Origin of the sequence: Streptococcus sp. 1032, from assembly GCF_013277015.1 — a bacterium.
GTDB lineage: Bacteria > Bacillota > Bacilli > Lactobacillales > Streptococcaceae > Streptococcus.
This window is the reverse complement of the sequence record NZ_VMMD01000015.1, coordinates 157,234-177,894: the sequence shown is the minus strand read 5'-3', so window position 1 is coordinate 177,894 and position 20,661 is coordinate 157,234. Positions and strand designations below refer to the sequence as shown.

The window sequence follows — 20,661 nt, the reverse complement described above, 5'->3', positions numbered from 1 at the left end:
GAGAAACATGACTTATAATTTTACTGAAGAATACGATATTATTGTAATCGGTGCGGGACATGCTGGGGTCGAGGCTTCCTTGGCCGCTAGCCGTATGGGTTGTAGGGTCTTACTTGCGACTATCAACATTGAAATGCTGGCTTTCATGCCTTGTAACCCCTCTATCGGTGGTTCTGCCAAGGGGATTGTCGTGCGTGAAGTTGATGCCCTCGGTGGCGAGATGGCCAAAACCATTGACAAGACTTACATCCAGATGAAGATGCTTAATACAGGGAAGGGGCCAGCTGTCCGTGCCCTTCGTGCGCAGGCTGACAAGGAGCTTTACTCTAAGGAAATGCGCAAGACGGTTGAAAATCAAGAAAATCTGACCCTTCGTCAGACCATGATTGATGAGATTTTGGTTGAAGATGGTAAGGTTGTCGGTGTCCGTACAGCTACTCACCAAGAGTATGCTGCCAAGGCTGTTATTGTGACGACAGGGACTGCTCTCCGTGGGGAAATCATCATCGGAGACCTCAAGTATTCGTCAGGTCCTAACCATAGCCTAGCTTCTATTAACCTAGCTGACAATCTCAAGGAATTGGGACTTGAAATTGGTCGTTTCAAGACAGGAACCCCTCCACGTGTCAAGGCTTCTTCTATCAACTACGATGTGACAGAGATTCAGCCAGGAGACGAAGCGCCTAATCACTTCTCATACACTTCACGTGATGAGGATTATGTCAAAGATCAAGTGCCATGCTGGTTGACCTATACCAATGGTACCAGTCATGAGATTATCCAAAATAACCTCCACCGTGCGCCTATGTTTACAGGTGTGGTCAAGGGAGTGGGGCCTCGTTACTGTCCGTCGATTGAAGACAAGATTGTGCGCTTTGCGGACAAGGAACGTCACCAACTATTCCTTGAGCCAGAAGGGCGCAATACTGAGGAAGTCTATGTTCAAGGACTTTCAACCAGTCTGCCTGAGGATGTCCAGCGTGACTTGGTTCATTCTATCAAAGGTTTGGAAAATGCAGAGATGATGCGGACAGGTTATGCCATTGAGTATGATATGGTCTTGCCTCACCAGTTGCGTGCGACTTTGGAAACCAAGAAAATCTCTGGACTTTTCACTGCTGGTCAGACAAATGGGACGTCAGGTTACGAAGAAGCTGCTGGTCAAGGGATTATCGCAGGTATCAATGCGGCTCTGAAAATCCAAGGCAAGCCTGAGTTGATTTTGAAGCGCAGTGACGGTTATATCGGGGTCATGATTGACGATTTGGTGACCAAGGGAACCATTGAACCCTACCGTCTATTGACCAGTCGTGCTGAATACCGTCTCATTCTCCGCCATGACAATGCCGATATGCGTTTGACTGAGATGGGACGCGAGATTGGCCTTGTGGATGATGAACGCTGGGCTCGCTTTGAAATCAAGAAAAATCAATTTGATAATGAGATGAAACGCTTAGACAGCATCAAACTCAAGCCAGTCAAGGAAACCAATGCCAAGGTTGAGGAGATGGGCTTCAAGCCGTTGACCGATGCAGTGACAGCCAAGGAATTCCTTCGCCGTCCAGAAGTTTCTTACCAAGATGTGGTGGCCTTCATCGGACCAGCTGCAGAGGAATTGGATGACAAGATTATCGAATTGATTGAAACAGAAATCAAGTACGAAGGCTATATTTCAAAAGCCATGGACCAGGTTGCTAAGATGAAACGCATGGAAGAAAAACGCATTCCATCCAATATAGACTGGGATGACATTGATTCTATCGCAACGGAAGCCCGTCAGAAGTTCAAACTCATCAATCCAGAAACCATCGGCCAAGCCAGCCGTATTTCGGGAGTAAACCCAGCAGATATTTCTATTTTGATGGTGTATCTTGAAGGTAAAAATCGTAGTATTTCTAAAACTCTTCAAAAATCAAAATAATACGTCGTCGGCTTCTTACGAATGAGTTCAAAGCTTGGCTTTGATTCATCTACAGCCTCCCATAGTTCCCCGAACTATGGGAGCTAACTCAAGTTATGCTTTCGCCTAGCCTTCTAGTCTGATTTCGATTTTTATTGAGTTTTAATCTCAAAAGAAAGCATAGAGAAAAACAGCTCCGAAAATCGGGGCTGTTTTCTTGCTTTATTCTTCATCTGGTGTGAGAATCATCGGGATGATAATCGGTTCACGTTCGGTATTTTCATAGAGGAAGGGGCGAATAGCGTTGACAATGGCACCATTGACTGATTGCACGCTAGCGTCCTTGTTTTTCAGTGCGATACGAATGGCATTGAAGAGGATACGCTGGCTTTGGCGAATCAAGTCGCCAGACTCTCTCATGTAGACAAAGCCTCGGCTGAGGATGTCTGGACCAGACAGAATCATCTGCGATTTGAAGTCAACAGTTGCGACTGCCAGAACGACACCGTCTTCAGATAGATCGCGACGATCTTTGAGGACAGCAGCGCCGATTTCACCGATACGATTTCCATCGACATAGATATCTTGGGCGTTGAAATGACCTGCTATACGAGCTGAGTCAGCAGTGAGGGCAAGCACATCACCATTGCTCATGATAAAGATATTGTCCTTCTCAACCCCAGTATCTACCGCCAGTCCAGCGTGGACTTTTTGCATGCGGTATTCACCGTGGACAGGCATGAAGTATTTTGGCTTAATCAAGCGGAGCATGAGTTTTTGCTCTTGCTGACCACCGTGTCCAGATGTATGGATATTGTTAACCTTACCGTGGATAACTTCGACACCAGCTTCTGAAATGATGTTGATCAGCTTGTTGACGCTAGTAGTGTTTCCAGGGATTGGACTTGAAGAGAAGATAACCGTATCACCTGGTTGTAGTTGTACTTGACGGTGGGTTCCGTTGGCGATACGAGAGAGGGCTGCCATAGGTTCACCCTGACTACCTGTACAGAGGATAAGAATCTCGCCTGCAGGGTAATCTTTGATTTCATTTGGCTCGATAAAGGTTCCCTTAGGAGCCTTGATATAGCCAAGTTCGATTCCGTTGACAATGGCCTTTTCCATAGAACGACCAAAGACCGCGATCTTACGTCCAGTCTTAACAGCAGCTTCTGTTGCTTGCTGGAGACGGAAGATATTTGAGGCAAAGGATGCAAAGATGATACGTCCTTCAATGCCTTGGATAATCTTCATGATGGACTGGCCAACGACTTTTTCAGAGTTGGTAAAGGTTGGAATTTCTGCATTTGTCGAGTCAGACAGGAGACAGAGTACACCGTCTTCACCAAGAGCTGCCATACGGTGCAAGTCTGCTGGTTCACCAACTGGTGTTAAGTCAAACTTGAAGTCACCCGTACAGACAATTTTCCCTTGAGGAGTATGAATGACAATCCCCAAAGGTTCTGGAATAGAGTGAGTCGTTCTAAAGAAAGTTGCCTTGAGATTTTTAAAGGTCAACTCAGTATTGTGGTTGATTTCGTAAAGTTTGGCGTTGCGCAAGAGGCCGTGTTCTTCGAGTTTCCCACGGATCAAAGCCAAGGCAAGCGGCCCAGCGTAGATAGGGACATTTGCTTGCTTGAGTAGGAATGGAATCCCACCGATGTGGTCCTCGTGTCCGTGTGTGATTAAGACAGCCTTGACGCGGTCGATATTGTCTACGATGTAAGAGTAGTCAGGAATGACATAGTCGATACCCAGCAAGTCATCTTCTGGGAATTTAATCCCAGCATCGACGATGATAATCTCATCTTGGTATTCAATTCCGTAAGTGTTTTTCCCGATTTCTCCCAGACCACCGATGGCAAAAACGCCGACTTCTTCAGGTTTAAGAGTATAGGCCATATTAGAACTCCGTAATTTCGAAGGCGCCAGTTTCTTTTTCGTAATCTAGCAATTTGTCAGACAAGAGTTCGATATATTCGATATTGTACTCTGGGCGATTTTCTTCGACAAGTTGGCGAGCAGCGATACGGCCCTCAAGTTCTGAGCTGGCATCGATGTCTAGGTAAAGTGCGCGTGTTGTTTCACGACGTGGGCTACGTTCTTTTGTTTCTTGATAAAAAACTTTGTAAATCATATAGTTCCTTTCTATTTTACAGGTCAGCTTATTCCAAACTTTTAGCATAGATTTGCTTGATTTCATTCCATTTTGTATCTAGATTGACCTTGATTCGTTACAATTATTTCAATTATACCACAAAATGAAAAATTAGTAAAAGACGGAAACGAGAAAGTCATGGGATAATTCCTTTAGTAAGCGCTTGCAAAAACGAAGAAAATGTGTTATATTGATAACAGAAGTGGAATTTATTGTTTGTCATAATTCCATATAGTTTTTAAGTCAAGGAGGTTGCCCTATGTATAACTTATTTGCTATTGCTATCGGAGCTCGCTTGGTAGCTTTTATTGTTTTTGTTGCTTGCGTTTATGGAGGGAATCTTCTATTTGCCAAACTGGAACGACGACAAAGCAAGTTCTTGTGGAAGATTAGTTTTATGACTCTCTACTCGCTTTTTCTCCTCCTCGTAACCTATGTCGTTTGGTTTGTATTTTACTTTGGATTAAATGCTTAGATGCTCTGCTTATGCTGGGGCATTTTTGTTTGGGGATATAGTGATAGTAGATTTACGACACGAAAATTCCACCCCATCTATCAAGATGAGGTGGTCTTTGCATTTTTCTAAAATGACATGACAATCGAATTTTCATAGCTTATTAGTTTTATGTTAATGATTCTTCTGTTCAAAAATAGAGTTGAAGCATAAAAATAAAACAATACAAACAGATAAATCAATTGGTAAAGGGATAGTAGTCATGTTTAAATCATTGAGAATGCTGAGCAAACTGTAAGAGATAAAGATAATAAAATTTATCTTTCTAAAAATGTGTTTTTTATTTAGCATGACTTACCAAATTTTTTACGAAGGTCTTTTCCAATGGTATAACCTGCCATAAATAAAGCGATACCAACACCTACACCAAAACCACCCTTTATTTCTTGCAATTCCTTATTAGAAATTTCACAATAGTTGTTCAAATCTTTCATCATATTAATCTCCTCCTAAAAAATAACCAGCTGCCAAACCAGAACCTATAAGTGCTGTTCCGCCTGCAATAGCTTTCCAAGATACTGCTACTCCAAAGATAATCAAGGGAGCGAGACCGCCATCAATATCTGATAATTCATTTTCAGATAGGGATAAAAATTGATTGTCAAGAACGTCAAAATTTGTCATTGAACTTTCCTCCTTTTTTCTTGTTCACTTTTATATTCGGAAAAGAAAAGGAAAAGCGAACATTTTTTAAATTATTTTTTAGCTAAGTATAGGCATTTTTGTTTGGGGATAAAGAAAATTCCCATGTGCCAGCTTTTGTAGTATAATAGTAAGCAGACAAAAAGATAGGAATGTGTTATGAAAGTATTAGCTTTTGATACGTCTAGCAAGGCTCTTTCTCTCGCTATTTTAGAGGACAAGCAGGTTCTTGCCGAGACGACGATTAATATTAAGAAAAATCACAGTATTACCCTTATGCCTGCCATCGATTTTTTGATGGCAAGTTTGGACTGGACGCCCAAGGATTTGGACCGAATCGTGGTGGCGGAAGGGCCAGGTAGCTACACAGGCTTGCGAATTGCGGTAGCAACTGCCAAAACTTTGGCTCACACTCTGAACATCGAGTTGGTTGGTATGTCTAGCCTCTTGGCTCTGGTGCCCTACCAACAAGAAGGCTTGTTCGTCCCTTTGATGGATGCGCGTCGCAACAATGTTTACGCAGGATTTTATGAAAATGCTAAACCTGTCATGCCAGAAGCTCACCTGCCCTTTGAGCGAGTGATTGAGCTAATCAAGGGTGCTAGTCAGGTAACCTTTGTCGGAGAAGTTGTCCCCTTTGTGGAGCAGATTCAAGAACACTTGCCAAGGACTAATTATAAAGAAACATTGCCTAATGCAGCTAATCTAGCTCTCTGGGCCTGGGACAAGGAAGCAGACTCCTTGCATGATTTTGTGCCGAATTACCTCAAACGAGTCGAGGCTGAGGAAAACTGGCTCAAGAACCACACCGAGTCTGGCGAGTCTTACATTAAACGCCTATGATTGAAATCAGACGAATCCAACAGCAACCTGATCTGGCTCAAGCTATCTACGCTGTCATGGCAGTTGTTTACCCAGTCAGTCCTTGGACTCTGGAACAAATCCAAGCAGACCTGTCCCAAGATCAGACTTGGTATGCTCTGGCTTATGATGGGGCAGAAGTGATTGGCTTTCTAGCTGTTCAGGAAAATATCTTTGAGGCAGAAGTCTTGCAAATCGCTGTTAAAGGAGCCTATCAGGGTCAGGGAATTGCGTCAGCCTTGTTTGCTCAATTGCCGACAGACAAAGAGATTTTCCTCGAAGTCAGAAAGTCAAACCAACGAGCGCAAGCATTTTACAAGAAAGAAAAGATGGCGGTCATCGCTGAGAGAAAGGCCTACTACCATGATCCAGTCGAGGACGCCATCATCATGAAGAGAGAAATAGATGAAGGATAGATATATTTTAGCATTTGAGACATCCTGTGATGAGACCAGTGTCGCCGTCTTGAAAAACGACGATGAGCTCTTGTCCAATGTCATTGCTAGTCAAATTGAGAGTCACAAACGTTTCGGGGGCGTAGTGCCTGAAGTAGCCAGTCGTCACCATGTCGAGGTCATTACAGCCTGTATCGAGGAGGCTCTGGCAGAAGCAGGGATTACCGAAGAGGATGTGACAGCTGTTGCGGTTACCTACGGACCAGGCTTGGTCGGAGCCTTGCTAGTTGGTTTGTCAGCTGCCAAGGCCTTTGCTTGGGCTCACGGACTTCCACTGATTCCTGTTAATCACATGGCTGGGCACCTCATGGCAGCTCAGAGTGTGGAGCCTTTGGAGTTTCCCTTGCTAGCCCTTTTAGTCAGTGGTGGACACACAGAGTTGGTTTATGTTTCGGAGGCTGGTGACTACAAGATTGTTGGGGAAACGCGAGATGACGCGGTTGGCGAGGCCTATGATAAGGTTGGCCGTGTCATGGGCTTGACCTATCCTGCCGGTCGCGAGATTGACGAGCTAGCCCATCAGGGGCAGGATATTTATGACTTTCCTCGTGCCATGATTAAGGAAGATAATCTGGAGTTTTCATTCTCTGGTTTGAAATCTGCCTTTATCAATCTTCACCATAATGCAGAGCAAAAGGGAGAAAGCTTGTCCACAGAGGATTTGTGTGCTTCCTTCCAAGCAGCTGTCTTGGATATTCTTATGGCAAAAACTAAGAAGGCTTTGGAGAAATACCCTGTTAAAACCCTTGTCGTGGCAGGTGGTGTGGCAGCCAATAAAGGCCTCAGAGAACGCCTAGCAACTGAAATCACAGATGTCAAGGTTATCATCCCACCTCTGCGTCTTTGCGGAGACAATGCAGGAATGGTTGCCTATGCCAGCGTCAGCGAGTGGAACAAAGAAAACTTCGCAGGCTTGGATCTCAATGCCAAACCAAGTCTCGCTTTTGATACGATGGAATAAAATGGAGTCAGCTTAAGGCTGGCTTTTTTAATCACCAAAGTGTCAGAATATTTTGACAAAACTATAAAAATAATGATATAATATGCAAAAGCTAGGAGGTGGTAAGATGATCGAGAGAATGGAATTGGGAGAATTTTACAAGGAGTTGCGCTTGGCTAGAAAGCTCAAGCAGTCAGATGTGGCTTGTGCTGGACTAACAGCTTCTCAGCTGTCCAAGTTTGAACTAGGGCAGTCTATGCTATCTGCGGACAAGCTAATCCTAGCTATTCAAGGAATCAATATGAATTTTGATGAGTTTGGTCATAAGCTCAATAACTATCAAGAATCTCCACATATGAAGATTGGTAGGAGGGTTGTGGATCGCTTTGCCCATCAAGATATAGCTGGCTTAGAGCAACTGTTGGAGGAAGTCGAGCAAGGACAGATGGCAGAGACCTATCGTTGTTTGAATGCCATTGTGATTAAAAATGCTATTCATTCCTTAAATAAGAGCTATCTGCTAACAGAGGAGGATAGGGAGTTTTTGACTACTTATCTCTATGCTATTGAGTCTTGGACTTGGTTTGAACTCTATCTCTTTTGTAATACCATGCCCTTCTTGAGCAATCAAGATCTGATTTTTTTATCAACCTCTTTGCTTGAAAAATCCAAGGAATTTAAAGAGTTAGTACACAATCGATTGTATATGAAGCAAGGACTCTTAAATATCTTATCAGAGCTCATGGAGCGAAAACTTTTCTCCTACATCCCAATCTTCGAAGCCGAATTGGAGAGCATGTTGCGTCCGTACGATGTTTTTGAGAAAGTATCGTGGCAATTTTTAAAGAAAATGAGTGTCTTTCTTCAAACTAAAGGAAGCAATCAAAAAGAGATTGAACACTTTATCCAATCTCTGCAAGTATTAGAAAATCCACAATTAACAGCTCTATTCGAATTGCGTTTTCAGCAATACAAAGAACTTATCGATTGATTAGAAACGGGAAGACGATAACCCACTCCGAAATAAGCAGGAGTATCAGTTGGATTTTTCTTTTTTTCATCATTATATCCCTCCTTGTTAGTAGTAACTTTATTATACCAGTGAAATAATCAAATCCACTAAAATCGCAAATCAGAAATTTCTATAAGAAAAAATATCAAATATGCGATTTTCTCAAATACGCCAATTTTCGTGTTATAGTGTTCTTGTAAAGTACTTGAAGCAAATCCTAGGTCGCATAAGTGGTTTACAAAGAAAAATAATTGGAGGAGAAACAATGTCTGCTGTACCATATTCATTTCAAGGGCATCGTTTAGGTGGCCGTTAGTTAAATAATAGCAATCTATAGGATAGAAAAGATAAACTTTGGATTAGATATAGTGGATTGAAATCAAGATAAACATATACGACAAAAATTCTAATTAATATATATTTTGCTGCAAATGCAACGGATATTATACAAAAAATCTTAAATCTTAATAATTGTGAAGAATGATGATATTCATAATGTTTAAAAGTTAATATCTGCATGCTATTAAGATTTTAACTGAATTTTAGAAGTCGATAAGTTTTTTGTATTTTAATTTATTATATGGATAGAAATTATAAATGAGTTGTATTCGTATTTATAATTTTGGAGTTTAGGAAAATATTTTCCAAACTCCTATTTGTTGTTTATCTTTTAATAGTTTTTGATTAGGAGGATCTAAATGAGAATAAAGAGAACTCTTCAACCGTATATATTTAAAGATAAAATAAAATTTGGTTTTGGTAATGCTTCTCTTGTAAGGGAGATTGATTTTAATGAAGAGAACATCAATTTAATAAAAAAATTAGATAATGACATTGATATAAAATTGTTGTCTAATGGAGAAAAACAAGTTGTTGAGTCGATGATATCTATGGGATTAGTGACTAGTAATCAATATGATAATTCCAAATATTCCCGAAATATTAATTTCTTTGAGTGGGTTGATTTGTCAGAAAATTTAGACCCTAGTAAGTATCAGGATAGATTATTAAATTCAACAGTTTTAATTGTTGGTGTAGGGGGTATTGGATCAACAACAGTCGAAATTTTAGCTCGTCTAGGTATAGGTAATTTCATATTAGTAGATTTTGACATTGTGGAAGAGTCAAATCTTACTAGACAAACATCCTTTAAGAAATCTGATATTGGTAAGCTAAAAATAGACATAATAAAACAGCATATTCAAGAGATTTCTGATTCAAATGTGACAACTATTTATAGGAAGTTAGAGTGTCAGAATGACTTAGAAACTATTTTTAAAGATTATAATTTTGACATTGCTTTATGCTGTGCAGATACTCCTAGAATAGAGATAGACTACTGGTTTGATGATTTAGCTCATAAATATACGAGACCTATTATTGTTGGCTCATATGCATCTACGGTAATAAACTACCTACATATTATTCCGGGCAAAACTATTTCATTGAGGGAGTTTTATAGGGACTTTATGATAACAGATGATCATGTTTTGGATAGTAGAATACCGTATAGTGTTATTTCTCCAATATCATATATGGCTGCATCAATCATATCTTATAAAGTATTAGATACTTTAACAGGATTATTGAATTTAACGGATTATATTCAAATCGATTGCATGAATTTTGAGGTTTATAAGCATGATATTAAGAAAATTTAGCCAAAATTTTATAAATTTAATATTAGGTAGATCGTCTAGGAATATTGCAGATAGTTTTTACTTTATTGCTTTATCGATAGGGTTAGTAAGTGTATATCATATTGAGGCAGGACAGTTATCTCTATTTACTCTAATTGGTTTTATCCCAAATTTGCTTGCTGTTTTTTATGGAAGTTTTATAAATAAAATTCAGAGAGATAAAATTTGGCTAGTGATTTTCCAGATTCTCCAGTTTATTATAATTGTGATTACAATTCTGTGTTTAAGGTATCATTTTCGTGTTGTGTATATCTATGTATTGAATTTTTTGTTCGCATTATCAACTAATTTATTAAATACACTGCAGATGAAAATTGTTCCAGAAACTTTAAATAATGATGACATGCTAATAAAGAAATCGATAGATGTTCAATACTTGGCATCAAATGTGTTAGATATTATTAGTAATTTAACTGCATCTCTACTATTAGGGCTTCTATCTTATTTTGTTGTTTTTAATTTAAGTATTCCGTTTTTTGTGGCTGCTATTTATTTTATGATTAAAATCAGATTGCCCGGTTCCAAAAACAATACTAAAAGTGTTCGACCTGAAAAGGTAGATTTGGAAAGTAATTCTTCTTTCCAATTTTTGGAAACTGTTTCTGCTTTTCGAGAATCAAAATTTGCCTCTTTTATAGTAGTTACAGAGTCAATTTTAAGTGGGGGTACAGATCTACTTTTAACTTTAATGCCACTGTATCTTTTATCAGAAGGCATACCTATTCAATATTTGGGATTGGTACTAGGAGCTCAAAGATTTGCCGATTTGATAGGAGCAATTTTGGCTCCTAGAGTGGGAATTCCGTATAAAATGTTTTTCTTTATTGATTATACTGTATCTGGATTAGCACTCATGCTAGTATTTATTACTCCATTTCCGTTAATAAAGTTGTTGTTATTTTTTTTAGCATTTATTTTAATAGGTATATCAGGAAATATGTTTGAAAAAATGATTTACTCAGAGTATAGATACGACACTATGGGATTGATATATTCGACTAATTCAAGTTTATATGCTTTATTTGCCATTCTATTTTTGATTATTCCTCAATTTTATACAGATATAAAAATTTTGGGTATTTTAATAAATGGATTTACACTATCTATAGGAATTTATTTATTAGTTATTTGTAATTTTTTCAAAAAGAATGATACTAATTGTTAAAATTTATTTTATATGAATGTTGCATGATTATTTGAAAAGAACTTCTAAAAATTTTTAGAGGTGTCCATGAAAGAAACGAAATTTCACCTAGCAACTGGAAGTCTGTACAATATATTTCTAATTTGGAACACACTGTAAATGTTATGGTGGATGGTTGGGCTAAATATGGTCCTTGGCGTCCTAGATAAAATGAGGTAAACGATGGAAAAACAGAGTCAGTTACAAATTTTAATTCATTCCCTGTACAATAATAAAGAAATTAGCTTGACGGAAGAATTTAGGAAGCAATTGCTGGAAACAGCAAAACAGTTCTCTAGTACTAGTGAAGATTTGCTAGCTGTACGTCTCTCATTTGCCGTCTCTAAAGAATTATTGGGCTTTAAAGGTGAACCACCGACAGAGTTATTGGATTTGGCAAAATTTGTCCAAAAGAAAGAAGCTAAATATAAGCAGGGAGTAGTGTGGTCTGGTATTTTTAAAATATGATTCATTATAAAATACGGCATGAGCATCGCATAATGGATGAATCTGAATATGAGCAAGACTTGGATTTCAATGCCAAACCAAGTCTTGTTTTTGATACTATAGAATAAAATGGAGTCTGTCTGATTACAATCAGCAGACTTTTTTCTCTTTCCTGAATATGTTATAATAGTCCATGCTGTGGCTGGAGCCTTTTCAGCCCATTTATTAAGACAATATGAGGAGAAAGATGAAAGAAAAAGGATTTTGGGAGGGGGCGCAGGCAGCTATGCCAACGGCACTTGGTTATGTCAGTATCGGCCTGGCCTGTGGGATTATTGGTGCGCCCTATGTGACACCTGTGGAGATGGGCTTGATGAGCCTCTTTGTTTATGCTGGGAGTGCCCAGTTTGCCATGCTGGCACTGATTGCGGTTCAAGCACCTGTAGCAGCTATTGCGATGACGGTCTTTTTGATCAATTTGCGTCTCTTTTTGTTGAGTTTGCATGCGTCGACCTATTTTCGTCATACTAGTCTCTGGCACAATATCGGTATGTCTAGCATCTTGACAGATGAGACTTATGGCGTTTTGATGGGCGAGTTAGCCCATACAGACAAGGTCAATCCTATGTGGATGCACGGAAACAACCTCAATAGCTATGTGGCTTGGTTTGTGGGAACAGTGGTTGGAACGGCTCTGGGTGGTCTGCTGCCAAATCCAGAAATCTTTGGCTTGGATTTTGCCCTGGTTGGGATGTTCATTGGGATTTTTGCTTCGCAATTCCAGATTATGCAAAGACGGATTCCTGTCCGCAATCTGCTTATTATTCTAGCAGTTGTTGCGGTGTCCTTCTTTTTGCTCTTGACAGTGGTGTCTCAGTCACTAGCTGTTCTGTTTGCGACGCTACTTGGTTGTACAATGGGGGTGGTTTTAGATGGTCAGTAAGTATCTTTTATTAGCAGTTCTCTTCTCTGGCTTGGTGACCTGGATTCCCCGTATGATTCCCTTCATCTTGGTCAAGTATAAGGGTTTGCCTGCAATCGTTGAGCGTTTTTTGAAGTTCTTGCCCGTTTCTATTATCTTTGCCTTGATTCTTTCAAGCGTAGTGACAGGCAAGGTTGGGAACCTTCCTCAAATCAAATGGCTGGACTTCTTAGCAGTATTTCCGACGGCTTGGATAGCCTTTCGCTACCGTAATCTAGTCGGAACGGTTCTCTTCGGAGTAGTCTTGATTGCCATCTTGCGTTTGGTCTTTTAAATCAGCCATAAAGAAAACTTATCACAGAGATAGATATCATATAATGGCGTAAATAGTCTTTTTCTGTTAAGATTATAAGGTATTCTATTTTGGAGGAAATGACATGAAAAAAATCGTTAAATACTCATCTCTTGCTGCTCTAGGGCTTATTGCTGCAGGTGTGCTTGCGGCTTGTTCAGGTGGTGCTAAGAAAGAAGGAGAAGCAGCTAGCAAGAAAGAAATCATCGTTGCAACCAATGGCTCGCCAAAACCATTTATCTATGAAGAAAATGGTGAATTGACTGGTTACGAGATTGAAGTCGTTCGCGCTATCTTTAAAGATTCTGACAAATATGATGTCAAGTTTGAAAAGACAGAATGGTCAGGTGTATTTGCTGGTCTTGACGCTGACCGTTACAATATGGCTGTCAACAATCTGAGCTACACTAAAGAACGTGCGGAGAAATACCTCTATGCCGCACCAATTGCCCAAAACCCTAATGTCCTTGTAGTGAAGAAAGATGACTCTAGTATCAAGTCTCTCGCTGATATCGGTGGAAAATCGACGGAAGTCGTTCAAGCCACTACATCAGCTAAGCAGTTAGAAGCATACAACGCTGAACACCCGGACAACCCAACTATCCTTAACTATACTAAGGCAGACTTCCAACAAATCATGGTACGTTTGAGCGATGGCCAATTTGACTATAAAATTTTTGATAAAATCGGTGTTGAAACAGTCATTAAGAACCAAGGTTTGGACAACTTGAAAGTCATTGAACTTCCAAGCGACCAACAACCGTACGTTTACCCACTTCTTGCTCAAGGTCAAGATGAGTTGAAATCATTTGTAGACAAACGCATCAAAGAACTCTATAAAGACGGAACGCTTGAAAAATTGTCTAAACAATTCTTCGGAGACACTTACCTACCGGCAGAAGCTGATATTAAATAATTTCTTGAAGTCATCCATTCTGAGTAAGATGGGTGATTTCTCAGTTTTTAGATATATAGTTTTAAACTATATATCTGACTATCTAATAACAATTTGTGCAATTGAACAAAGTATGAGATACTAGTACGGTATTATTTTTAAGGAGAAAGAATCATGAAAATTAAAAAATGGCTTGGTGTAGCAGCCCTTGCTACAGTCGCAGGTTTGGCTCTTGCAGCTTGCGGAAACTCAGAAAAGAAAGCAGACAATGCAACAACTATTAAAATCGCAACTGTTAACCGTAGCGGTTCTGAAGAAGCGCGTTGGGATAAGGTCCAAGAATTGGTTAAAAAAGACGGAATTACCTTGGAATTTACAGAGTTCACAGACTACTCACAACCAAACAAGGCAACTGCTGACGGCGAAGTAGACTTGAACGCTTTCCAACACTACAACTTCTTGAACAACTGGAACAAGGAAAACGGGAAAGACCTTGTAGCGATTGCTGATACTTACATCTCTCCAATCCGCCTTTACTCAGGTTTGAATGGAAGTGACAACAAGTACACTAAAGTAGAAGACATCCCAGCAAACGGAGAAATCGCTGTACCAAACGATGCTACAAACGAAAGCCGTGCGCTTTACTTGCTTCAATCAGCTGGCTTGATTAAATTGGACGTTTCAGGAACTGCTCTTGCAACAGTTGCTAACATCAAAGAAAATCCAAAGAACTTGAAAATCACTGAATTGGACGCTAGCCAAACAGCTCGTTCATTGTCATCAGTTGACGCTGCCGTTGTAAACAATACCTTCGTTACAGAAGCAAAATTGGACTACAAGAAAGCACTTTTCAAAGAACAAGCTGATGAAAATTCAAAACAATGGTACAACATTATCGTTGCGAAAAAAGATTGGGAAACATCACCAAAAGCTGATGCTATCAAGAAAGTGATCGCAGCTTACCACACAGATGACGTGAAAAAAGTTATCGAAGAAACATCAGACGGTTTGGATCAACCAGTTTGGTAATAAGAAACAGGGAGGTGGGAGAGAAAATTCCACCTCTTGCTTTTGTATAGAGCATGGATTGTAAAGAAGACTATAGGTTCATAGAAAGGTAGAGAGAATATGGTTTTTCCTAGTGAACAAGAACAAATTGAAAAATTTGAAAAGGATCATGTAGCCCAGCATTATTTTGAGGTTTTGCGTACCTTGATTTCTAAGAAATCAGTCTTTGCCCAGCAGGTGGGACTCAAGGAAGTCGCAACCTATCTGGGTGAGATTTTCAAGCGTGTTGGGGCTGAAGTGGAGATTGATGAGACTTACACGGCGCCTTTTGTCATGGCGCATTTCAAGAGTTCGCGTCCAGATGCCAAAACCTTGATTTTCTATAACCACTATGACACTGTGCCAGCGGACGGGGATCAGGTCTGGACAGAGGATCCCTTTACGCTTTCGGTGCGCAATGGCTTCATGTATGGGCGTGGGGTTGACGATGACAAGGGTCATATCACAGCTCGTTTGAGTGCTTTGAGAAAATACATGCAGCACCACGATGACCTGCCTGTCAATATCAGTTTTATCATGGAGGGAGCGGAGGAATCGGCTTCAACAGACCTAGATAAGTATCTGGAAAAACATGCGGATAAACTCCGTGGTGCAGATTTGTTGGTCTGGGAACAAGGGACCAAAAATGCCTTGGAACAGCTAGAAATTTCTGGTGGAAATAAGGGGATTGTGACCTTTGATGCCAGGGTGAAAAGCGCTGATGTCGATATCCACTCTAGTTATGGTGGTGTTGTGGAGTCAGCTCCATGGTACCTCCTTCAAGCCTTACAGTCTCTTCGTGCAGCAGATGGCCGTATCTTGGTTGAAGGCTTGTACGAAGAAGTACAAGAGCCGAATGAACGGGAATTGGCCTTGGTGGATACCTATGCTCAACGCAATCCAGGGGAAATCAGCCAGATTTATGGTTTGGAATTGCCTCTCTTACAAGAGGACCGTGCAGCCTTTCTGAAACGTTTCTTTTTCGAGCCAGCCCTTAATATCGAAGGGATTCAGTCAGGTTACCAAGGACAAGGGGTTAAAACGATATTACCTGCAGAAGCCAGTGCTAAGTTAGAAGTTCGTTTGGTTCCTGGTCTAGAACCACATGATGTTCTGGAAAAAATTCGGAAACAGCTAGACAAAAATGGCTTTGATAAGGTAGAATTATACTATACCTTGGGAGAGATGAGCTATCGAAGCGATATGAGCGCACCAGCCATTCTCAACGTAATCGAGTTGGCCAAGAAATTCTATCCACAGGGCGTTTCAGTCTTGCCGACGACAGCGGGGACAGGGCCTATGCATACGGTCTTTGATGCCCTAGAGGTGCCAATGGTGGCCTTCGGTCTAGGAAATGCCAACAGCCGAGACCATGGTGGAGATGAAAATGTGCGAATCGCCGATTATTACACCCATATTGAATTAGTAGAGGAGCTGATTAGAAGCTATGAGTAGAGATATTATCAAGTTAGATCAGATCGATGTGACTTTTCACCAAAAGAAGAGAACCATCACAGCGGTCAAGGATGTGACCATTCACATCCAAGAAGGGGATATCTACGGAATCGTTGGATATTCTGGAGCAGGGAAATCAACCCTTGTACGGGTGATTAACCTCTTGCAAAAACCATCTGCAGGGAAAATCACCATTGACGACGATGTGATTTTTGATGGTAAGGTGACCTTGACGGCAGAGCAGTTGCGTCGTAAACGTCAAGATATCGGAATGATTTTCCAGCATTTTAACCTGATGAGTCAGAAGACTGCAGAGGAGAATGTGGCTTTTGCCCTCAAACACTCTGGACTCAGCAAGGAAGAAAAGAAGGCTAAAGTAGCTAAGTTGTTGGACTTGGTCGGCTTGGCAGACCGTGCTGAAAATTACCCTTCACAACTATCTGGAGGGCAAAAACAGCGTGTGGCTATTGCGCGTGCCTTGGCCAATGATCCAAAAATCTTGATTTCAGATGAGTCAACTTCTGCCCTCGATCCGAAGACAACCAAGCAGATTTTGGCCTTGTTGCAAGATTTGAACCAAAAATTAGGCTTAACTGTTGTCTTGATTACGCATGAAATGCAGATTGTCAAAGATATTGCCAACCGTGTGGCAGTTATGCAGGATGGGCATTTGATTGAAGAGGGCAGTGTCCTTGAAATCTTCTCAGACCCTAAACAACCTTTGACCCAGGACTTTATCTCAACAGCAACAGGAATTGATGAAGCTATGGTCAAGATTGAGAAGCAAGAAATCGTGGAACACTTGTCTGAAAACAGCCTTTTAGTGCAACTCAAGTATGCAGGTGCTTCAACAGACGAGCCACTTTTGAATGAATTATACAAGCATTACCAAGTAACAGCTAATATCCTTTATGGAAATATCGAAATCCTCGATGGCACTCCTGTTGGAGAATTGGTTGTAGTCTTGTCAGGTGAAAAAGCAGCGCTAGCAGGTGCTCAAGAAGCCATTCGTCAAGCAGGCGTACAGCTAAAAGTATTGAAGGGAGGACAGTAAGATGGAATCATTGATTCAAACCTATTTGCCAAATGTCTATAAAATGGGCTGGGCTGGTCAAGCAGGCTGGGGAACAGCCATCTACCTAACCCTCTGTATGACAGTTCTTTCCTTTATCATTGGAGGGTTCTTGGGGCTAGTAGCAGGTCTCTTCCTTGTCTTGACAGCACCAGGTGGTGTCTTGGAAAATAAGGTCGTCTTCTGGATTTTAGATAAGATCACGTCAATCTTCCGTGCGGTGCCATTTATTATTCTCTTGGCAGTCTTGTCACCCTTCTCTCATCTAATCGTAGGAACAAGTATCGGACCAAATGCGGCTATCGTACCCCTATCTTTTGCGGTCTTTGCCTTCTTTGCCCGTCAGGTGCAGGTTGTCTTGGCTGAATTGGATGGTGGTGTCATTGAGGCGGCTCAAGCGAGCGGAGCGACCTTTTGGGACATCGTGGGTGTTTACCTATCAGAAGGTCTTCCAGATTTGATCCGTGTGACGACTGTGACCTTGATTTCCCTTGTTGGGGAAACAGCTATGGCCGGTGCGGTTGGTGCTGGTGGTATCGGTAACGTAGCTATCGCTTATGGATTTAACCGCTATAATCATGATGTGACAATCTTAGCAACCATTATCATCATCTTGATTATCTTTGCAATCCAATTCTTGGGAGATTTCTTGACCAAAAAATTGAGCCATAAATAAAAAGTGCAAGGTAATCTATACATCATTCACAGGATTTGTCGTACAGTCAAGACTTAAAATTTTCTGTACTAGCTACTATCAGTCGTTACTTTTATGAGTTAGAGAGTTAAGAATTGTGGGGAGTCAATATGCAAAATCTGGGAGAAGTTTTTAAAGAATTGAGAAAGAGTCGGAATATATCCCTACAGGAGGCGACGGGAGGAGAGTTTACTTATTCCATGCTGAGCAAATTTGAGCGTGGAGAAGCAGACTTATCATCTATGAAATTGATTACTGCCTTAGATAACATCCACTCTGATTTGAATGAATTTATGTACTTGGTACGTGGTTTTTCTCAGAAACAGGTTTTGGCTTTTCAGGAAAATCTCTGGGAGCTGTATGACAGAGAAGGGATTGATTCTCTCCAATCCTTATATGAAGAGACGACTCAAAAGTATAGATCAAGTGCTAAAAAAAGCTATCTTTTACAAATGATTCGTATCAAAAGCCTTCTCGTGTTTTTTGATTCAGAGATAAGGGCAACGGATGAAGAACTGACTTTTCTCTATGACTATTTTTTTACTATTGATATCTGGGGAAATTATGAATTGGAATTATTTTCAACGATTTCTACTTTGTTCCCTCTGCCCCTCTATTTTAAATATTCTAGGGAGATGCTACAAAAGACAGATTTATTAGGCTCCTTACCTAGTAACAAAATTGGTATTGATACCATTTTGATTAATGGACTCTTTAAAGCAATAGAGGAAAAGGATAAATTAAAAGCAGACTATTTTGTTTTTCAGATTGAAAAACGAGAATTGCCAGAGTCTGAAGCATATCTTAAAATTATTTATATGATTGCTAAAGGGTATTATGATACTATTTTTAAAGTAGAAAATAAGGGTCTTGAAAAAATCCAGAGAGGCATTACAATCTTACAAGATTTAGAGTATGTAGATGGTGCAAGATACTATGAAAACTATTTTGCAAATCAGCTCTCAAATAAAGATTTGTAATATATTCTCATTACATCGATTGACGAAAAATAAATAGGCTTGTAGATGGATTGATAATTAGCAATTTCTAGGCGCTAGAGTTTCTATTTTCAGAAAAAATATATTACAAAAAAGTGGGGAGTCCCGCTTTTTTTGTTAGACTGGTTTCAATAGAATACTCTTTGAAATATGGAGAAAGCCCTGTTATGAAACTATTCTTAAAACATCATTTATTTAGAATACTGACCTTATCAAGGTTTTTGAGCTCAAGTGGAGCTTATATTTATAATCTGGTATTTATCGTTTATGCTACGAGTCTACCCTTTAAAAATATAGCTGTATTTATGGCGAATATGATTACGATTTTACCTTTCCTATTTACTTTTTATGTTGGGATTAAGGCTGATCATACTCGGAATAAAGCAGGGACAATTATCTGGGTTGGTTGTGTGCAAAGTCTGCTATTTCTTTTGATTGCTAGTGTGATTCATGATCCGAACTTCGTAACGTTTGCTGTTATCTGTATGGTTAATATCTGTTCAGATATTTTATCAGATTATACAGCAGGCCTTCGTATGCCGATTATCCAGCATAATATTTCGGAAGATAAGCTCTATGAAGCTTATTCCTTTACTCAGTTTGTCTCCTATTTATCAAATCTAGGAGGTCAAGCCTTAGGAGTGTGGTTACTCACAACCAGCCATCAAAATTTTTCTTTTGTTGCGATTGTGAATGCTGGTTTCTTTTTACTATCTTCTCTCATTTTGTTCAAAAATAGCAGAGAATTGACGTATTTGTCTGTAACGGTAGAGAATGAGCCTATTAGTTTACTTCAACAAGTTAAGGCAATCTATGCGGACATGGATAATATATTTAGACAGAGAGAAAGTAAATCTTTGTTTAAAATGATTCTTGTCATTTTGGTAATGAATACTTTGGGAGGGGCTGTTGGAGGTATTTATCACTTTTACTTATTAGACCATACTATCTATCATCTCAGCTATGCTCAAGCCCTATTTTTAATTGAATGTGTTAGCTTGGGAGGAGCTATTCTTGGTAGCCTAACTCCCCATGATTATTTTGGGAAATTGTCGTTTTCAAGTTTGCTATCGCTCAATGCAATTCTGTTTGTCTTGCTTGCTGCTACTAATATTTTAGATTTTTCTCCTCTAGTAGGTGTTGCTTGCTTAGCCTTTGTCATGTATTTGATGTCGAAATCAATGCCTAAATTAGATACTCTGTTACTGTCTAATTTGAGTGCGGATGTATTAGCTAGAAGTAATAATCTCTTGAGTATGATTTTTTCCCTAACATTACCCTTGGGGATGTCTGTATTTTCCTTCTTAGCTTTACAAGATATCAGACTTTGTTGGTGGGTGTTTTTGGTAGTGAGTGTGATAGGGTTGATTTTATCACTAGAAAAAAGAAGTTTTTCAGGTAAAAAATGTTAACC

Annotated in this window: 22 protein-coding genes; 18 read left to right on the top strand and 4 right to left on the bottom strand. The window is 40.0% G+C overall.

Features of this window, described 5'->3' with window-relative positions; all coding sequences use genetic code 11:
• Positions 1-7: 7 nt before the first annotated feature.
• Complete coding sequence (gene mnmG / locus HT711_RS05510) at positions 8-1,921, top strand: tRNA uridine-5-carboxymethylaminomethyl(34) synthesis enzyme MnmG (protein WP_173219451.1); 1,914 nt, start codon at positions 8-10, stop codon at positions 1,919-1,921.
• 201 nt (positions 1,922-2,122) lie between these two features.
• On the opposite strand, the gene HT711_RS05505 is transcribed toward mnmG, so the two are convergent.
• Together HT711_RS05505 and HT711_RS05500 are read right to left on the bottom strand one after the other, a co-directional pair.
• Positions 2,123-3,802: a ribonuclease J gene (locus tag HT711_RS05505; protein WP_143952736.1), complete on the bottom strand. Its 1,680-nt coding sequence runs from the start codon at positions 3,800-3,802 to the stop codon at positions 2,123-2,125.
• Between the two features lies 1 nt (position 3,803).
• Positions 3,804-4,037 (bottom strand): DNA-dependent RNA polymerase subunit epsilon, encoded by a 234-nt coding sequence (locus HT711_RS05500; protein ID WP_000639572.1) that lies wholly within the window; start codon positions 4,035-4,037, stop codon positions 3,804-3,806.
• A gap of 280 nt (positions 4,038-4,317) precedes the next feature.
• Between HT711_RS05500 and HT711_RS05495 the strand changes: the two genes are divergently transcribed.
• Positions 4,318-4,533 carry a hypothetical protein gene (locus HT711_RS05495; RefSeq protein ID WP_173219454.1) on the top strand — a complete coding sequence of 72 codons (216 nt, stop codon included), beginning with the start codon at positions 4,318-4,320 and terminating at the stop codon, positions 4,531-4,533.
• A gap of 323 nt (positions 4,534-4,856) precedes the next feature.
• Here the strand turns inward: HT711_RS05495 and cibB are convergent, their stop codons facing one another.
• Together cibB and cibA are read right to left on the bottom strand one after the other, a co-directional pair.
• Positions 4,857-5,009, bottom strand: a complete 153-nt coding sequence (gene cibB / locus HT711_RS05490) for a fratricide two-peptide bacteriocin subunit CibB (protein ID WP_000974044.1) — start codon at positions 5,007-5,009, stop codon at positions 4,857-4,859.
• A gap of 1 nt (position 5,010) precedes the next feature.
• Entirely contained in the window at positions 5,011-5,196 is a 186-nt protein-coding gene (gene cibA, locus HT711_RS05485; RefSeq protein WP_173219457.1) for a fratricide two-peptide bacteriocin subunit CibA, read from the bottom strand.
• A gap of 177 nt (positions 5,197-5,373) precedes the next feature.
• Here cibA and tsaB point away from each other — a divergent pair, with 177 nt between their 5' ends.
• The 16 genes from tsaB (at position 5,374) to HT711_RS05405 (ending at position 20,659) form a co-directional block, all read left to right on the top strand.
• Positions 5,374-6,057, top strand: coding sequence for a tRNA (adenosine(37)-N6)-threonylcarbamoyltransferase complex dimerization subunit type 1 TsaB (tsaB, locus tag HT711_RS05480; RefSeq protein WP_173219460.1), 684 nt, complete (start codon positions 5,374-5,376; stop codon positions 6,055-6,057).
• On the top strand, positions 6,054-6,491 hold the full coding sequence (gene rimI / locus HT711_RS05475; RefSeq protein WP_112444512.1) for a ribosomal protein S18-alanine N-acetyltransferase: 438 nt from the start codon (positions 6,054-6,056) through the stop codon (positions 6,489-6,491). The genes tsaB and rimI overlap by 4 nt, the downstream gene beginning before the upstream one ends.
• Complete coding sequence (gene tsaD / locus HT711_RS05470) at positions 6,481-7,491, top strand: tRNA (adenosine(37)-N6)-threonylcarbamoyltransferase complex transferase subunit TsaD (RefSeq protein ID WP_173249811.1); 1,011 nt, start codon at positions 6,481-6,483, stop codon at positions 7,489-7,491. Before rimI ends, tsaD begins: the two co-directional genes overlap by 11 nt.
• A 106-nt stretch (positions 7,492-7,597) precedes the next feature.
• Positions 7,598-8,461, top strand: a complete 864-nt coding sequence (locus HT711_RS05465; RefSeq protein ID WP_173213263.1) for an XRE/MutR family transcriptional regulator — start codon at positions 7,598-7,600, stop codon at positions 8,459-8,461.
• Positions 8,462-9,180: 719 nt separating this feature from the next.
• A complete protein-coding gene (locus tag HT711_RS05460) occupies positions 9,181-10,143 on the top strand; it encodes a ThiF family adenylyltransferase (RefSeq protein WP_050271616.1) in 963 nt (320 codons plus the stop codon).
• Positions 10,124-11,347, top strand: coding sequence for a hypothetical protein (locus HT711_RS05455; protein WP_000603362.1), 1,224 nt, complete (start codon positions 10,124-10,126; stop codon positions 11,345-11,347). Before HT711_RS05460 ends, HT711_RS05455 begins: the two co-directional genes overlap by 20 nt.
• Positions 11,348-11,548: 201 nt before the next feature.
• Positions 11,549-11,833, top strand: a complete 285-nt coding sequence (locus HT711_RS05450) for a hypothetical protein (RefSeq protein WP_000415011.1) — start codon at positions 11,549-11,551, stop codon at positions 11,831-11,833.
• 226 nt (positions 11,834-12,059) lie between these two features.
• Entirely contained in the window at positions 12,060-12,755 is a 696-nt protein-coding gene (locus HT711_RS05445; RefSeq protein ID WP_000659737.1) for an AzlC family ABC transporter permease, read from the top strand.
• Complete coding sequence (locus HT711_RS05440; protein WP_000253947.1) at positions 12,745-13,068, top strand: AzlD domain-containing protein; 324 nt, start codon at positions 12,745-12,747, stop codon at positions 13,066-13,068. The genes HT711_RS05445 and HT711_RS05440 overlap by 11 nt, the downstream gene beginning before the upstream one ends.
• A gap of 103 nt (positions 13,069-13,171) precedes the next feature.
• Positions 13,172-14,002, top strand: coding sequence for an amino acid ABC transporter substrate-binding protein (locus HT711_RS05435; RefSeq protein ID WP_049513066.1), 831 nt, complete (start codon positions 13,172-13,174; stop codon positions 14,000-14,002).
• 153 nt (positions 14,003-14,155) lie between these two features.
• A complete protein-coding gene (locus tag HT711_RS05430) occupies positions 14,156-15,010 on the top strand; it encodes a MetQ/NlpA family ABC transporter substrate-binding protein (RefSeq protein ID WP_023948487.1) in 855 nt (284 codons plus the stop codon).
• A 99-nt stretch (positions 15,011-15,109) separates the two neighbouring features.
• Complete coding sequence (locus HT711_RS05425; RefSeq protein WP_173219465.1) at positions 15,110-16,483, top strand: M20/M25/M40 family metallo-hydrolase; 1,374 nt, start codon at positions 15,110-15,112, stop codon at positions 16,481-16,483.
• Entirely contained in the window at positions 16,476-17,537 is a 1,062-nt protein-coding gene (locus tag HT711_RS05420) for a methionine ABC transporter ATP-binding protein (RefSeq protein ID WP_000085666.1), read from the top strand. The genes HT711_RS05425 and HT711_RS05420 overlap by 8 nt, the downstream gene beginning before the upstream one ends.
• A 1-nt stretch (position 17,538) precedes the next feature.
• Entirely contained in the window at positions 17,539-18,231 is a 693-nt protein-coding gene (locus HT711_RS05415; protein WP_173249810.1) for a methionine ABC transporter permease, read from the top strand.
• Between the two features lie 128 nt (positions 18,232-18,359).
• Complete coding sequence (locus HT711_RS05410; RefSeq protein WP_173249809.1) at positions 18,360-19,229, top strand: Rgg/GadR/MutR family transcriptional regulator; 870 nt, start codon at positions 18,360-18,362, stop codon at positions 19,227-19,229.
• Between the two features lie 185 nt (positions 19,230-19,414).
• Positions 19,415-20,659 (top strand): transporter, encoded by a 1,245-nt coding sequence (locus HT711_RS05405; RefSeq protein ID WP_173219467.1) that lies wholly within the window; start codon positions 19,415-19,417, stop codon positions 20,657-20,659.
• The last annotated feature ends 2 nt before the right edge of the window (positions 20,660-20,661 follow it).